The organism is Methylobacterium sp. J-001 (genome assembly GCF_022829565.1).
GTDB lineage: Bacteria > Pseudomonadota > Alphaproteobacteria > Rhizobiales > Beijerinckiaceae > Methylobacterium.
Genome location: NZ_JAKSYN010000135.1, coordinates 165968 through 182425, shown reverse-complemented (window position 1 = coordinate 182425; position 16458 = coordinate 165968). Strand labels below are relative to the sequence as shown.

Sequence of the window (16458 nt, the reverse complement as noted above, 5' to 3'; positions counted from 1 at the left end):
CCGATGACTTGGCCGTCGGATCCAGCATGGCTATTCGGTCCTCAATCCGTCTTGCCGTCGAGGCCCAGCCAGTGGCGGCCGTCCCGGGCCAGGAGGTCGTCCGCCTCCTTGGGCCCGGTGCTGCCGGCCGGATAGGGCTTCACGTCCGCCTGCGGCCAGCCCTTGAGCAGGGGATCGACCGCCGCCCAGCCGGCTTCGATGTTGTCGGCCCGCTGGAACAGGGTCGCGTCGCCGATCATGCAATCGTACAGCAGGGTCTCGTAGCCGACATTCGGCTGGTCGGTGAAGAAGTCCTTGTAGCGGAACGCCGCACCGACCCGGCCGATCTTCATCTCCGGGCCCGGGACCTTCACGTTGAACTCGGTGCTGACCCCGTGGTCCGGGTCGATCATGATCCGCATCACGGTCGGGCCGAGATCGGCGTTGGGCGTGTCCTCGAACATCTTGAATGGGGCCGGCTTGAACAGCACGGCGATCTCGGTGCGCCGCCCGGTCATCCGCTTGCCGGTGCGGACGTAGAACGGCACGCCGGCCCAGCGCCAGTTCTCGATCTTGAGCTTGAGGGCGATGAAGGTCTCGGTGACGGAGTCCTTGGCGACATGCGGCTCGTCGCGATAGCCCGGCACGTCGCGCCCCTCCGAGGTGCCGGCCGTGTACTGGCCGCGCACCGCGTCCTCCGGCGGGATCGGCCGGACGGCCTCGGCCAGCTTGGCCTTCTCCGAACGGACCGCCTCGGCACCGAAGGAATTCGGCGGCTCCATGGCGACCATGCAGAGCAGCTGGAACATGTGGTTCGGCACCATGTCCCGGAGCGCGCCGGTCGGCTCGTAGAAGCCGCCGCGCTCCTCGACCCCCACGGTCTCGGCCGCGGTGATCTGGACGCTGTCGATGTATTCCCGCCGCCAGACTGGCTCCAGCAGGCCGTTGGCGAAGCGGAAGGCCATGATCGACTGGACGGTCTCCTTTCCCAGGAAGTGGTCGATCCGGTAGAACTGGCTCTCGTCGCCCTGTTTCAGGATCCGGGCGTTGAGCTCCCGGGCGGAGGCGAGGTCGGAGCCGAACGGCTTCTCGATCACCACCCGGCGGAAATCGCCGTTCTCCTGCTTAAGCAGGCCGGCCTGGCCGAGCCCGTCGACGATGGTCCCGAAGAATCGGGCCGCCACCGCGCAATAGAACACCGCGCTGCCGCTGACCTTCTCTTTGACCGCGGCGAAGGTCTCGGGTTTCTCGAAATCGCCCTTCAGGTAATGAAGCCGGTCGCGGATGAAGCCCCAGCTCTTGGGGTCGATGTGGTCGGCATGGAATTCCGAGGTCGGGTCCTGGCTGAACGCCTCCATGGTCTGGGTGAGGTTTTCGCGGAGCGATTCGTCGGTGCCGTCGGAATGGTCGACCCCCAGGATCGTGAAACCCTCCGGCAGGAGGCCGGCCCCGGCGAGGTTGTAGAGCGAGGGCATCAGCAGGCGCTTGGTCAGGTCGCCGCCGGCCCCGAAGATCACCAGCGTGCAGGGGGGCGCGGGCTTGGTGCCGCTGGCCGCATCGTCCTTAAGGGCTATCGTCTGCTCGGCCATGCCTGGCTCCCATCGAGCTGCGGTGCAGCAAATCGGCGTGACAACCCGGCTGTCGCAATGCCCGTTCCGGCTTCAGGGGGAGCCTGGCTCGAAATCGGGATCCCAAAGGGCTCAGCCCTTTGGCAGGGCATCGGGGCGGCGGCCCGATAAGCTACTCGTCCACGCGGACGGCTTGGCCGCCCCGGTCGATCGGCAGGGTCGGGCCCTTCAGCTCGGCGTCGCTCGGCAGGGAGCGTACGTCCCAGCCGCCGCCCAGCGCGCGGATCAGCGTGACCGCCGCGGTGAAGCGGCTGAGCCGGACCTGGAGGGCGTTGATCTCGTTGGAGACGAGCAATCCTTGCGCGGTCACCACCGTGGTGAAGTTCTGCGTGCCGGCCCGGTACTCGTTCAGCGTGATCTCGACGGCCTTGCGCGAGGATTCGACGGCCGCATCCTGCGCGCCCTGTTGCAGGCCGAGGATGCGCAGCGCCGCCATCTGGTTCTCCACCTCCGCCAGGGCGGCGAGCACCACCTGCCGGTAATTGGCCACCGCGGCGTCGTAGCCGGCCTCGGCCGAGCGTACGGCCGCCGTGCGGGCGCCGCCGTCGAACAGGACCTCGGTCCCGGCCGCGGTCGTCGACCAGACCTGGTTGGCGGCCGAGAACAGGCCGTTGCGGGTCAGCCCGGAGAGGCCCCCCTGCGCCGAGATCGTGACGGTGGGGAAGAAGGCCGCCACCGCCACGCCGATCCGCTCGCTTTGCCCCTGCACCAGGCGCTCGGCCTGGGCCACGTCCGGCCGCCGCTCGAGCAGGTCGGACGGGATCCCGACCGGCACGGGCGGCGGGTTGCGGCCGATGCCGGCCACCGGGATCGAGACCTCCGAGGGCGGCCGGCCGATCAGGGTGGCGATGGCGTTCACGTACTGGACCCGGGTCAGCCGGATCGCGATGGCCTGGGCCTCGATGGTCTGGACCTGGGTCTGCGCGGTGATCACGTCGGAGCGGGCCGCGACGCCGGCGGCGTACTGGTTCTCGGTGATCCCCAAGGTCTTCTTGAAGTTGGCGACGTTCTCGTCGAGCACCTTCTGGAGGGCGTCGGCGTAGCGGACGGTGAGGTAATCGGCGGCGACCTCGGCCTGGATGGTCAGACGGGTCAGCGCGAGCGTGGCGGCGTCGGCCTGGGCGAGCGCCGCCTCGCTCTCGATGTTCCGGCGGGTGCCGCCGAACAGGTCGAGTTCCCAGCTCGCCTGGCCGAGCAGCGACGCGCTGGTGCGCACGGTGCTGCCGCTGCCGGTTCGGGTGATGCTCGGGGCGCCGACCACGGTCGGGTACAGGGCGGCCTGGGCGGAGGCGACGAGTGCCCGGGCCTGCCGGTAATTCGCCACCGCCTGCCGCAGGGATTGGTTGTCGACATCGACGAGGCGGATCAGGCGGTCGAGGAGCGGATCCCTGAACACCCGCCACCAGTCGCCGCGCTCCACCGCGTCGTTGGGCCGGGCCTCGCGCCAGCCTTTCCTGCGCGCCGCCACGACGGCCGGGCTGTCCTCCCGCTGGCCGCCTTCCCGGTAGGCAAATGGCGTCTCGACGGAGGGGCGTGTGTAGTCGGGGCCGACCACGCAGCCCGCCAGGGCGGGAATGAGGGGGAGGAGGAGAAAGGCGCGACGCAACCCTCGCTCCCCTCGCCCTCCCCCCTCTGCGGGGGAGGGAGGCCCCTGCGTCAGCAGCGGTCGGGAGAGGGGAGCGACGGTGCCGGATCGGTCCCGACGGGCGACATATCCCGAACCGTCGCGCTGCCCCCCTCCCGACCCCCTCCGGGGGCCACCCTCCCCCGCAGAGGGGGGAGGGAAGGCGCAGGCTGCGTCGCGTCTATCGATCGACGACGCGTGCGCGGAATCCGAAGCGCTCAGAAGGACGGGCGCGCGCACGGGAGCCGCCGGTGTTTCACGTGAAAACGGGCGCATCACTCTCCGGCCGGCAGTGCCGCTGCGCCGCCGGGCCCGGCGCGTCGGCGGCGGGCGAGCACCCGGTGCCGGAGGCGGTCGAGGGTCAGGTAGACGACGGGTGTGGTGTACAGGGTCAGGATCTGGCTCACGATCAATCCGCCCACGATGGCGATGCCGAGCGGCCGGCGTAGCTCGGCCCCCTCGCCGGTGGCCAGGATCAACGGCACGGCCCCGAGCATCGCGGCGAGCGTGGTCATCATGATCGGCCGGAAGCGCACGAGACAGGCCTCCCGGATCGCGTCCACGGGATTCGCACCCCGGGTCCGCTCCGCGTCGAGGGCCACGTCGATCATCATGATCGCGTTCTTCTTCACGATGCCGATCAGCAGGAACACCGCGATCAGCGCGATGATAGTGAATTCGGTGCCGGTCACCAGCAGGGCCAGCACCGCGCCGACACCCGCCGACGGCAGGGTCGAGAGGATCGTCAGCGGGTGCACGAAGCTCTCGTACAGGATGCCCAGCACCGCGTAGACCGCCAGGATCGCGGCCAGGATCAGCAGCGGCTGGCGCGAGGCGGAGGCCACGTAGTTCTTCGCCGCGCCGGCATACTCGCCGTGGATCGTGGCCGGCAGCCGCAGGGACGACATCGCCCGGTCGATCGCCGCGGTGGCGTCCGACAGGCTCTTGCCCGGGGCCAGGTTGAACGAGATCGTGGTCGCCACGAACAGGCCCTGGTGGCTCACCTGCACGGGGGCGCTGCCGGGCTCGATCCGGGCGAAGGCCGAGAGCGGGACCATGGTCTCCTTGGCGGCCGAGACCGGGGCGCTCGACGAGGCCCCGCCCTTGCTCGCCGCGATGGCGTTGGACGAGGCGTTGCGGGCGGAATCGGAGGCGATCGCGGCGGCGTTCGAGGACGCATCGGCCGTGCTGGCGGCGGCCGCGGCTGCGGCGGCGACGCCGGTGGACGCGCCGCCGACCGCCCCCGTCGCGGCGGCGGCGCCGCTCCCCGGGCTGCTGGTCCCGGTGGCCGCGTTGGTGTTGACGCCGCCCGCCGCCGCCACGGTGCCGGCCACCGCGTTGGTGGTGGCCGAGCCCGGCGCGTTGCCCCCGGAGGTCGAGACGAAGATCTGCTTCAGGGTCTCGGGGGATTCGAGGTAGCGCGGGGCGATCTCCATCACGACGTGGTACTGGTTCAGGGGGTTGTAGATCGTCGAGACCTGGCGCTGGCCGAAGGCGTCGTAGAGGGTGTTGTCGATCTTGTTCGGGGTGATGCCGTACCGGAACGCGGTGGCGCGGTCGATCACCACCCGGGTCTCCAGGCCGCCCTCCTGCTGGTCCGAGGTGACGTCCGCGAAGGTCGGGTCCTTCTGCAGGGCGGCGAGCAGCTTCGGGGCGGCAGCGAACAGCTCCTCGGCGGTGTCGCCCTGGAGGGTGTACTGGTACTGGGCGAAGCTCTGGCGGCCGCCCATCTGCAGATCCTGGCGCGGGAAGACGTAGAGCCGCGCCCCCGCGACCTGGGCGAGCTTCGGCCGCAGTCGCGCCATCACCTCCGAGATCGGCGCCCGCTCGCCGATGGGCTTCAGGCCGATGAACACGTTGGCCGAGTTGGTGCCGCGCCCGCCCGTGAAGCCGACGACGCTCTCCACCGCCGGATCCGCGCCCACGATGGTGGTGGCCTGCCGGAGCTTGGCCTCCATGGACTGGAACGAGATGCGCTGGTCGGCCTGGACGCCGCCCATCATCTGGCCGGTATCCTGCTCGGGGAAGAACCCCTTCGGCACGATGATGTAGAGGTAGACGTTGAGCCCCACGGTGGCGAGCAGGCTCAGCAGCACGAGGCGCGGATGGGCCAGCGCCACCGAGAGGGTCCGGGCATAGGCGTCGAGCAGCCGGGAGAAGCCGCCCTCCAGGACGCGGATCAGGATGTTCGGCCGGCGTCCCGCCGGGCGTCCGTGCCCCTCGGGCCGCAGCAGCCGGGCGCACATCATCGGTGTCGTCGTGAGCGACAACACCAGAGAGATCAGGATCGACAGCGACAGGGTGACGGAGAATTCCTGGAAGATCCGCCCGATCAGGCCGCCCATCAGCAGGATCGGCAGGAACACCGCGATGAGCGACAGGCTCATCGAGATCACCGTGAAGCCGACCTCCCGGGCGCCGATCAGGGCCGCCTCCAGCCGGGGCTTGCCCTCCTCGATGTGGCGCTGGACGTTCTCCAGCACCACGATGGCGTCGTCGACTACGAAGCCGGTGCCGATGATGAGCGCGGTGAGCGACAGGATGTTGAGCGAGTAGCCGAGCAGGTACATCGCCGAGAAGGTGCCGATGATCGAGATCGGCACGGCCACCGCCGGGATCAGGGTCGCCCGGCCGGAGCGCAGGAAGGCGAACACCACCAGGATCACGAGGCCGACCGCCACCAGCAGCGTCTCCTCGGTGGCCGCGAGCGACGCCCGGATCGTGGCGCTGCGATCGCCGGTGAGCTTGATGTCGATGCCGCCCGGCAGCGCCGCGGTGAGCTGCGGCAGCGCCTTCTTCACGGCGTCGATGGTCTCGACCACGTTGGCGCCAGGCTGCTTGTAGACGAACAGCAGCACCCCGGCCTTGCCGTTGACGATGCCGAGGTTGCGCTTGTCCTCGACGCCGTCGAGCACCTGACCCACATCGGTGAGCTTCACCGCGGCGCCGTTGCGGTAGGCCACGATGATGTCGCGGTAATCCTCGGCCTTGCGGCCCTGGTCGTTGGCGTAGAGCTGGTAGCGCCGTCCTCCGGCGTCGATCTCGCCCTTGGGCGAGTTGGCGTTGGCCGAGGCGAGCGCCGCCCGGATGCCCTCCAGGCCGATGCCGTAGTTGAACAGGGCGGTGGGATCGAGCTCCACCCGCACCGCCGGCAGGGACGAGCCGCCGATATCGACATTGCCGACGCCGGGCAGCTGCGACAGCTTCTGCTGCACCACGGTGGCGGCCGAATCGTAGACCTGGCCGCGGGTCAGCGTGTCCGAGGTCATGCCGAGGATGATGATCGGCGTGTCGGCGGGATTGAACTTCCGGTAGGTCGGATTCTGCCGGAGCGAGGCCGGCAGGTCGGCGCGGGCGGCGTTGATCGCCGCCTGGACGTCGCGCGCCGCCCCGTCGATGTCCCGGTTCAGGCCGAACAGCAGCACGATCCGGGTGGAGCCGAGGGAGTTCGTGGACGTCATCTCGTTGACGTCCGCGATGGCGCCCAGCCGCCGTTCGAGGGGCGCCGCCACGGTGGTCGCCATGGTCTCGGGCGAGCCGCCCGGCATCTGCGCCTGGACCAGGATCACCGGGAAGTCGATCTGCGGCAGCGGCGCCACCGGCAGCTTCAGGAACGCGAACAGGCCGGCGAGCAGCACACCGATCGTGAGCAGCGTGGTCGCGACCGGCCGGCGGATGAACGGCTCGGAGATGTTCACGGGAGGGGCCTCCCGTGGTTTTGGCGGAGCGCCGCCGTGTGCTCGTCGAAAGAGGCGCAACCGGTTCCACGCATCTCCCTCCCCCTTCTGCGGGGGAGGGTGGCCCCTACGTCAGCAGGGGTCGGGAGAGGGGACGCGGCTTCAGAAAGTGGAGCGGCCGCCATGACGGCTACAGCGTCTTCCTGCACCGTCGCTCCCCTCCCTCGACCCCCTTCGGGGGCCATCCGCCCCCGCAAAGGGGGGAGGGAGAGGGCGTAACCTTGGCGTGTCGCAACAGCTTCGGCGACTGTGTCGAGAACCGAGCCGAGATTGCCTAGAGCAAGCTCGTTCGGGAATCTCAGGACAGCAAATCCCTGGCTCTTCAGCCAGGCATCGCGTTTCGCATCGCGCTGCCGCCGTGCCTCTGTCTCATGCGGCGCGCCGTCCAGCTCGACGATCAGCCGCACGGCGGCACACAGGAAATCCGCGATATACGGCGGGATCGGAACTTGGCGCCGGCACTTCAGCCCGTGGAAGCGTCCGCCACGGACCTGCTGCCAGAAGGCATCCTCAGCCCTCGTGTAGGACCGCCGCTGCTGGCGGGCAAAGGCGCGCAGGCGCGCATCGGGCTTGCCGTAACGCAGGTCATTCCCAGGCGTCCCCGAATTGGAACTGCCGTACACGCTCCCTCCCCCCGCTGCGGGGGAGGGTGGCCCCCGAAGGGGGGCGGGAGAGGGGAGCAACGTATCCGGAGAGGTCGCGACGGGCCTCATATCCTGAACCGTCGCGCTGCCCCTCTCCCGACCCCTGCTGACGCAGGGGCCACCCTCCCCCGCAGAGGGGGGAGGGAGAGCCGCGGAATCGTCCCGGCTCCTCATGGTACCGCCTCGCCGCTTTCGAGGGCGGGCCCCCGCCGCCCCGCAATCCGCCGCTCAAGCCTATCAAACGCCAAATAAATCACCGGGGTCGTGAACAGGGTGAGCACCTGGCTGACGATCAGGCCGCCGGCGATGCAGATGCCGAGCGGCTGGCGCAGCTCCGAGCCGACGCCGGTGCCCAGGATCAGCGGCACCGCGGCGAACAGGGCGGCCAGCGTCGTCATCAGGATCGGCCGGAAGCGCAGCAGGCAGGCCTGGAAGATCGCTTCCCGGGGATCGAGCCCGTCCTCGCGCTCGGCCTGGAGCGCGAAGTCGATCATCATGATCGCGTTCTTCTTCACGATGCCGATCAAGAGCACGATGCCGATCACCGCGATGATGTCGAGGGACAGGCCGAACAGCATCAGGCCGAGCAGCGCCCCGATCCCGGCCGACGGCAGGGTCGACAGGATCGTGATCGGGTGGATGAAGCTCTCGTAGAGCACGCCCAGCACGATGTAGACGGTGATGATCGCCGCGATCACCAGGAACAGCTCGTTGCTGAGCGCCGACTGGAAGGCGAAGACCGAGCCCTGCGGCACCACCCGGAACGAGGGCGGCAGGTCGATCGCGGCCTTGGCCTGCTCGATCGCCTCGACCGCCTGCCCGAGGGCCGCCCCGGGGGCGAGGTTGAACGACACCGTGGTGGCGGGGAATTGCCCGAGATGCGAGATCAGCAGGGGCGCCCGCCGCTCGCTGATCCGTGCCACCGCGGAGAGCGGCACCTGGCCGTTGGTCGCCGTCGAGGACGGCAGGTAGATCGTCTCCAGGCTGCGCAGGGTCGTGTGCTGGCTCGGGTCCGCCTCCAGGATCACCCGGTACTGGTTGGACTGGGTGAAGATCGTCGAGATGATCCGCTGGCCGAAGGCGTCGTAGAGGGCGTTGTCGATGGTCGCCGGGGTGATGCCGTAGCGGCCGGCGGTGGGACGGTCGATGGTGACGTAGGCGGCGAGTCCCTGCGCCTGGTGATCGCTCGCCACGTCGGCGACCACGGGGGATTTCGCCAGGGCTTCGGTGAAGCGCGGCACCCAGGTCTCGAAGTCGTTGAGGTTCGGGGTCTCGAGGATGACCTGGTACTGGGTCGCCGAGACCGCGGTGTCGATGGTCAGGTCCTGGACCGGCTGCATGAACAGGCGCATCCCGGGCTCGGCCCGGGTCGCCGCATTGATCCGCCGGATGATCGCGCTGGCCGACTCCGTCCGCTGGTCGCGGGGCTTGAGATTGATCAGCATCCGGCCGGAATTGAGCGTGACGTTCTGGCCGTCGACCCCGATGAACGAGGACAGGCTGGCCACGTCCGGATCCTGCAGGATGAGCGCGGCCATCCGCTGCTGCCGCTCGGCCATGGCCCCGTAAGAAACCGACTGGTCCGCCTGGGTAATGCCCTGGATCACCCCGGTATCCTGCACCGGGAAGAAGCCCTTGGGGATGACCACGAACAGGTAGACGGTCAGCACCAGGGTCCCGAGCGCCACCAGCAGGGTCAGGCCCTGATGGTTCAGCACCACTTGGAGCGCGCGGCCGTAGGCGGCGATCGTGCCGTCGGTGGCGCGCCGGCCCGCGCGGGCGAACACGCCCTCGCGGCGACGGATCTGGGCCTCGGGGGCGTGCTTGAGCAGGCGTGCGCACAGCATCGGCACCAGCGTCAGCGAGACCACCGCGGAGATCACGATGGTGGCCGCCAGCGTGATGGCGAATTCGTGGAACAGGCGCCCGACCACGTCGCCCATGAACAGCAGCGGGATCAGCACCGCGATCAGCGAGACGGTGAGCGAGATGATGGTGAAGCCGATCTCGCGCGACCCCTTCAGGGACGCCTCCAGGGGCGAATCGCCCGCCTCGACGTGGCGGGCGATGTTCTCGATCACCACGATGGCGTCGTCGACCACGAAGCCGGTGGCGATGGTGAGCGCCATCAACGACAGGTTGTCGAGGGAGAAGCCGTACAGGTCCATCACCGACAGGGCGCCGATCAGCGACAGGGGCACCGACAGGCTCGGGATCAGCGTGGCCGACAGGCTGCGCAGGAATAGGAAGATGACGAGGACGACCAGCGCGATCGCCAGTCCCAGCTCGAACTGCACGTCCTCCACGGAGGCCCGGATCGTGGTGGTGCGGTCGGTGAGCGGCGTCACCGCCACGGCACTCGGCAGGCTCGCCTGCATCTGCGGCAGGAGCGACTTGATCTTGTCGACCGTGGCGATGACGTTGGCGCCCGGCTGGCGCTGGATGTTGAGGATGACCGCCGGCGTCCCGTCGGCCCAGGCGCCGAGCTTGGTGTTCTCCGGCCCCTCGACCACGTCGGCGACCTCCGAGAGCATCACCGGGGCGCCGTTGCGATACGCGATGATCGCCGCGTTGTAGGCCTTCGGGTCGCGGATCTGGTCGTTGGCGTTGATCGCGTAGGATTGCTTCGGCCCGTCGATCGAGCCCTTGGGGGTGTTGACGTTGAGGTTGGTGATGGTCGTGCGCAGGTCGTCGATGTTCAGCCCGTAGGCGGCCAGCGCCCGGGCGTTGAACCGCACCCGCACGGCCGGCCGCTGGCCGCCCGAGATGCTGACGAGGCCGACGCCGGCCACCTGGCTGATTTTTTGGGCGAGCCGCGACTCGGCCAGGTCCCGGACCTGGGTCAGCGGCATGGTCTTGGAGGTCAGCGCCAGGGTCAGGACGGGCGTGTCGGCCGGGTTGACCTTGGCGTAGATCGGCGGCGCCGGCAGGTCCGACGGGAGCAGGTTGCCGGCGGCGTTGATCGCCGCCTGGACCTGCTGCTCGGCGATGTCGAGGGGCAGATCCAGGTTGAACTGCAGCGTGATGACCGAGGCGCCCGCGGAGGATTGCGAGGTCATCTGGTTGAGGTTGGCGAGCTGGCCGAACTGGCGCTCCAACGGCGCCGTGACCGACGAGGTCATCACCTCGGGGCTCGCGCCCGGATAGAAGGTCTGGATCTGGATCGTCGGGTAATCGACGGCCGGTAGCGCCGAGACCGGCAGGTTCAGGTACGACACCCCGCCGACGATCAGGATCGCCAGCATCAGGAGCGTCGTGGCGACCGGGCGGAGGATGAACAGGCGGGACGGGTTCATGGCAGGCGCACCATGGCCGGGCTCACTGTGCCGACCGGCGCCCGTGCCGGCGGCCGCCCTCCGGCGCTGCCGGGGTGGCGGTCTCGGCCGCCCCGTCCGGTCCGGCGGCCGGCTTCCCGCCGGGCTTGTCGCCCGCCCCGGTGACCGCGCCGGTCGCGCCCGCCGCCTGCGCCCCGTCCGTGATCCGGACCTCGGCGCCGTCCTTCAGCCGGTCGGTGCCGTCGGTGACGATCCGGTCGCCCGGCTTCAGGCCGGAGACCACGACGGTGTTGGTCCCGTCGGTCTCGCCGGTCTTGATCGGCCGGACCGTGACCTTGCTGTCCCCGTCCATCAGGTAGACGTAGGTGCCGGGGGTCCCCTGGAGCAGGCCGGAATTCGGCACCAGGGCCGCGCCCCGCACCGTGTCGACGGTCAGCTTGGCGTTGACGAACTGGTTCGGAAACAGCTCCTCGTCGGAATTGTCGAACAGGGCGCGCAGCTTCACCGTGCCGGTGGTCGTGTCGATCTGGTTGTCGACCGTATCCAGGGTGCCGATTGCGATCTGGTGGGCGTCGCCGCGGTCGTAGGCGCGCACGGCGAGCTTGGCGCCGGCCCGGACCTGGCGCATCACCCGGGCGACGTCGTCCTCCGGCAGGGTGAAGATCACCGAGATCGGATGGAGCTGGGTCACCACCACGATCGCCGTGGAGGCGGCCGAGATGTAGTTGCCCTGGTCGACCTGGCGCAGGCCGACCCGCCCGTCCACCGGCGACGTGATGTGGGTGTAGGCGATGTTGAGCTTCTGCTGGTCGACCAGCGCCTGGTCGGCCGCCACCGTGCCCTCGTTCTGCTTGACCAGGGCGCCCTGCGTGTCGACGTTCTGCTTGGAGATCGAGTCCTGCCGGTTCAGGGTCTGGTAGCGCTGCAGGTCGAGCTTCGAGTTCTGCAGCAGTGCCTGGTCGCGGGCGAGCTGGCCCTGGTACTGGGCGAGGAGCGCCTCGTAGGGCCGGGAATCGATTAGGGCGAGCTCGTCGCCGGCCTTGACGGTCTGGCCCTCGCGGAACTTCACCGCCATCAGGTACCCGCTGATCTGCGACTTCACCGTCACGGTGGCGAGCGGCGTCACGGTGCCGAGGCCCTGCAGCACCACCGGCATGTCGCCGGTCGTCACGGTGGCGATGCCCACCGCCTGCGCCATGTCCCCGCCGCCGTGCCGGCCGCCGCGGCCGCCGCCCTTGTGGGCCGTGGCCGGCTCGGTGCCCTTGCCGGTGCGCGCCTCGTACCAGCGATGGCCGATCGCCCCGGCGCCCGCCAGCAGGGCCAGGATCACGAGCCAGCGGATCGGCCGGAAGCGCCGCGTGCGAACCTCGCGGGCCGGCGCCTCGCCGGGCTGGTAGGCGCGGGCCGTGTCGGTGCGGATCGGGGAACTCTCGTTCATGCCTGACTAGAGCACATGCCGGACGCCTGCGCGATCGGCGGTACCCTATCCCTCGCTGTGCACGCCCCCATGGCGCATGTTCCGGCCGCCTACGCTTCGGCGGCCCGGACGGTCGCATCGGCCTATGCGGTGATATGGGCCGGACGGCGTCCGGCGGCTGCGGCATATTCCATCGCCGGGGCGTATCGGATGCCCGGCCAATGTGCCGTCACTAGGGCGCCGAGGTTTCAGCCGTGTTGCTGGGGTCCGCCGCGGAGGGATCCGGTGTCGCATAGGCCTGCAGCACCGCCCGGAACGGCGCGTCCACGGGAGCGACCGGCAGGCCGAGCCGGAGGGCGAGACCCAGGCCGGCGATCAGCGCGGCGAGGAGGAGGCAGCGTGGTGTCCGCATGATCGCATCCGTCGAGCGCGGCACGCTAGCAGAGGGGCCGGCACCCGGCATGCGAAAAGGGCCACCGATCCGGGGATCGATGGCCCTTCGAAGAGGACCGGAGCGGCATCTCGCTGACGGAGCGAGGGGGCAAAGCCCCGCCGGCAAGAGCGCCGCTCCAGCCGTGAGACGAACCTACGATACGACTGATGAATGTCAACATTCGTCAGCAGCGCCATCTGCCGGGATGGCGAGGGTCTGTGCGGCCGCGCACATTCCGTACGCTGCCGACCCCATGCTACATCCCGGCCATGCTCCCCTCGTCTGCTGCGCCGGAAGCGGCGTCCCGCCCCGCATGAATCCGGTCTTCGCCGCCCTGCCGACAACGGTGTTCGAGACCATGTCGCGGCTCGCCCGCGTCCATGACTCGGTCAATCTCGGGCAGGGCTTTCCTGACGATCCGGGCCCCGCGGATGTGCGCGCGCGCGGTGCCGAAGCGCTGCGCGACGGCTGGAACCAGTACCCGCCGATGATGGGCCTGCCGGCCCTGCGCGAGGCCGTGGCCGCCCATTACGCCCGGCACCAGGGCCTCGCTCTCGATCCCGAGACCGAGGTGATGGTGACCTCCGGCGCCACCGAGGCCCTGGCCGGCGCCCTGCTGGCGCTGATCGAGCCCGGCGACGAGGTCGTGCTGTTCGCACCCATGTACGACGCCTACCTGCCGCTGGTGCAGCGGGCCGGCGGCGTGCCGCGGATCGTGACCCTGCAACCGCCGTTCTTCCGGCTCGAGGAGGCGGCGCTCGCCGCCGCGTTCGGCCCGCGGACCAAGGCCGTGCTGCTGAACAACCCCCTCAACCCGAGCGCGACCCTGTTCGCGGCGGACGACCTGGCGCTGCTCGCCCGGTACTGCAGACGCTTCGACGTCACCGCGATCTGCGACGAGGTCTGGGAGCACGTGGTCTTCGACGGCGCCCGCCACCAGCCGCTGATGGCGCTGCCGGGCATGCGGGAGCGGACGGTCAAGATCGGTTCGGCGGGCAAGATCTTTTCGCTCACCGGCTGGAAGGTCGGGTTCGTGATGGCCGATGCCCGGCTGATGCGGGTGCTGGCCAAGGCCCACCAGTTCCTCACCTTCACCACGCCGCCCAACCTCCAGGACGCGGTGGCCTATGGCCTCGCCAAGCCGGAGCCATGGTTCGACTCCATGCGGGCGGGCTACGCGGCATCCCGGGACCGACTGGCCGCGGGCCTACGTGATCTCGGCTTCCGGGTCCTGCCGGCGCAGGCGACGTGGTTCCTCAACATCGACATTGCGGGCCTCGGTTATGCCGACGACGTGGCCTTCTGCGAGGCCCTGGTCACCCGCCACGGCGTCGCGGCGATCCCGGTGAGCGCGTTCTACCCGGACGGCTCCGTGCGCAGCCTCGTGCGCCTGTGCTTCGCCAAGGCCGATGCCACCCTGGACACGGCCCTGGAGCGGATGCGGGGCATCGGCGGGGGTGCGGCATGATGGTCGCAGGCGCCCGCCTTGCGGGGATCCGGCGGGGGGGCCACGTCGTTGACGCTGATGGCTCTCCGACGGATCCCCGCGATGGATTTCACTCAGGCTTCCCGACAGGCTTCCGGGACCGGACCCTTCGCCGGCACCAAGGCCTTCGCGGGCGCGGCGTCGATGCGCCTCCCGCCGTTCCTGTCGACGGATCTGGACCGGGAGGCGAGCCTCGCCCGGCTGGAAACGCTGGCCCACTTCATGGACACGGCCTTCGTGATCCCGGGGATCAACCGGCGGATCGGGTTCGATGCGCTGATCGGCCTCGTGCCGGTGATCGGCGACGTGGCCGGCATGGTGATCTCCTCGTTCATCGTCTACGAGGCCAAGCGCCTGGGCGCGCCCCGCTGGCTGGTGGCCCGGATGGGGCTGAACGTCGCCTTCGACGGCCTGCTCGGCGTGGTGCCGCTGGCGGGCGACCTGTTCGATGCGGCCTTCAAGGCCAACCGCCGCAACGTCCGCCTGCTGCGGCGCTGGATGGAGCGCACCGGCGGGGTCCGCCCGAACGAGATCGAGGGCACCGCGATCCGCCTCGACGCCTGATCGTTTTCCGGGCGTCGCGGGCGGAACAGGCCAGTCCAGTTCGGCAAGGGCCGCGGCCATGAATGAGATCGCGCGCCCCGGCGAGAGCGAGGTCGTCCCGGCACCGATGCCGGGCGCCCAGCCGATCGTCCTGCGGCCCGACGAGGCCGTCCCAGCCCCGGCACCGGTTGCGGGCGGTCGGGGCTGGCTATCGCCGATCAACCGGCGCCGGCTCGACAATTTCCGGCGCAACCGCCTCGGCTACGGCTCGTTCCTGATCTTCGCGACGCTGTTCATCCTCAGCCTGTTCGCCGAGTTCATCGCCAACGACCGCCCGCTCCTCCTGTCCTACAAGGGCGAGTGGCTGGTCCCGGTGCTGGTCGACTACCCGGAGGAGAAGTTCGGCGGCTTCCTGGCGGTGACGGATTTCCGCTCTCCCGAGATCCGCAAGGAGATCGCCGAGAACGGCTGGGCGGTCTGGCCACCGATCCGGTTCTCCTACGACACGATCAACGAGGACCTGCCGACGCCCTCGCCGTCGCCGCCGACCTGGATGCTGTCGGACGCCCAGTGCAAGCCGGTGGCGGAAAAACTCGGCGGCACGACCTGTGCCGACATCCCCTGGCACTGGCTCGGCACCGACAACACCACCCGGGACGTGCTGGCGCGGGTGATCTACGGTTTCCGCATCTCGGTGCTGTTCGGGCTGATCCTGGCCGCGGTCTCCTCGGCGATCGGGGTCGTGGCCGGCGCCGTGCAGGGCTATTTCGGCGGCTGGGTCGATCTCGCCTTCCAGCGGTTCATCGAGGTCTGGGGCGGCATCCCGACCCTCTACCTGATCATCATCATCTCGGCCTTCATCGCCCCCGGCTTCTTCGTCCTGCTCGGGATCATGCTGCTGTTCTCGTGGGTGGCCCTGGTCAGCGTCGTGCGCGCCGAGTTCCTGCGGGCGCGGAACTTCGAATACGTTCGGGCCGCCCGCGCGCTCGGCCTCTCGAACCTGCGGATCATGACGGTTCACCTGCTGCCCAACGCCATGGTGGCGACGCTGACCTTCCTGCCGTTCATCCTCAACGGCTCGATCACCACCCTGACCTCCCTGGACTTCCTGGGCTTCGGCCTGCCGCCGGGCTCGCCCTCCCTCGGGGAGCTGCTGGCACAGGGCAAGGATAACCTGACGGCACCGTGGCTCGGGCTCACCGGTTTCCTGGTCATCGCCGTGATGCTGAGCCTGCTGGTCTTTGCTGGCGAAGCAGTTCGCGACGCCTTTGATCCGCGCAAATCCTTCGCCTGAGGCCGGACTCGGCGCCCATACGCTGCCGGAACCCACAACCGATCGGCGCGTCAGCAAAAATATTTTGCGTCTTCACGGCAAGACCGATCAGGCGGCGGGGAAGACGCGCCAAGACCGCCTGAGGCGATCGCTCATCTAGGCCGTAACGGTCTCTCGCGCCAACGAAAACCCGGTTTCGGGCTTGCGTCAGCATTCGTCGCACCAGCGAGGATAAAGGGCGGGGTAAGTGTGGTGAAAACCCTGCCAATGCAACTTCAACCTGTAACCGTGGGCGGTCGATGCAGACCTGAACTTTCAAGCGATCACAAGGAATTGTATGGGTCACCTTGCTTTTTTCAGCGACTGTCTTAACTCGCAGTAAGAGGCTACCTCGACGAGCGTCAAACCTAGGGAAAGTG

At 69.4% G+C, this 16458-nt stretch carries 10 protein-coding genes; 3 read left to right on the top strand and 7 right to left on the bottom strand.

The features are described 5' to 3' along the window. Positions 1–41: 41 nt before the first annotated feature. The 7 genes from zwf to MKK65_RS17045 all read right to left on the bottom strand — a co-directional run bounded on the left by zwf (position 42) and on the right by MKK65_RS17045 (position 12716). Positions 42–1568, bottom strand: coding sequence for a glucose-6-phosphate dehydrogenase (gene zwf / locus MKK65_RS17075; RefSeq protein WP_243959176.1), 1527 nt, complete (start codon positions 1566–1568; stop codon positions 42–44). A 151-nt stretch (positions 1569–1719) separates the two neighbouring features. After that, complete coding sequence (locus MKK65_RS17070; protein WP_243959174.1) at positions 1720–3213, bottom strand: efflux transporter outer membrane subunit; 1494 nt, start codon at positions 3211–3213, stop codon at positions 1720–1722. Positions 3214–3506: 293 nt separating this feature from the next. Further along, positions 3507–6929, bottom strand: coding sequence for an efflux RND transporter permease subunit (locus MKK65_RS17065; protein ID WP_243959172.1), 3423 nt, complete (start codon positions 6927–6929; stop codon positions 3507–3509). Further along, on the bottom strand, positions 6926–7681 hold the full coding sequence (locus MKK65_RS17060; RefSeq protein WP_243959170.1) for an endonuclease domain-containing protein: 756 nt from the start codon (positions 7679–7681) through the stop codon (positions 6926–6928). The genes MKK65_RS17065 and MKK65_RS17060 overlap by 4 nt, the downstream gene beginning before the upstream one ends. A gap of 101 nt (positions 7682–7782) precedes the next feature. Next, positions 7783–10908, bottom strand: a complete 3126-nt coding sequence (locus MKK65_RS17055; protein ID WP_243959168.1) for an MdtB/MuxB family multidrug efflux RND transporter permease subunit — start codon at positions 10906–10908, stop codon at positions 7783–7785. A gap of 22 nt (positions 10909–10930) precedes the next feature. Next, entirely contained in the window at positions 10931–12325 is a 1395-nt protein-coding gene (locus MKK65_RS17050; protein WP_243959166.1) for an MdtA/MuxA family multidrug efflux RND transporter periplasmic adaptor subunit, read from the bottom strand. Positions 12326–12536: 211 nt separating this feature from the next. Beyond that, positions 12537–12716 (bottom strand): hypothetical protein, encoded by a 180-nt coding sequence (locus MKK65_RS17045; RefSeq protein ID WP_243959164.1) that lies wholly within the window; start codon positions 12714–12716, stop codon positions 12537–12539. Between the two features lie 334 nt (positions 12717–13050). Between MKK65_RS17045 and MKK65_RS17040 the strand changes: the two genes are divergently transcribed. The 3 genes from MKK65_RS17040 to MKK65_RS17030 all read left to right on the top strand — a co-directional run bounded on the left by MKK65_RS17040 (position 13051) and on the right by MKK65_RS17030 (position 16060). Next, entirely contained in the window at positions 13051–14205 is a 1155-nt protein-coding gene (locus MKK65_RS17040) for an aminotransferase (protein ID WP_243959162.1), read from the top strand. A 162-nt stretch (positions 14206–14367) separates the two neighbouring features. After that, a complete protein-coding gene (locus tag MKK65_RS17035; RefSeq protein WP_409565443.1) occupies positions 14368–14787 on the top strand; it encodes a DUF4112 domain-containing protein in 420 nt (139 codons plus the stop codon). Positions 14788–14845: 58 nt separating this feature from the next. Next, positions 14846–16060: an ABC transporter permease gene (locus MKK65_RS17030; RefSeq protein WP_243959158.1), complete on the top strand. Its 1215-nt coding sequence runs from the start codon at positions 14846–14848 to the stop codon at positions 16058–16060. Positions 16061–16458: the final 398 nt, after the last annotated feature.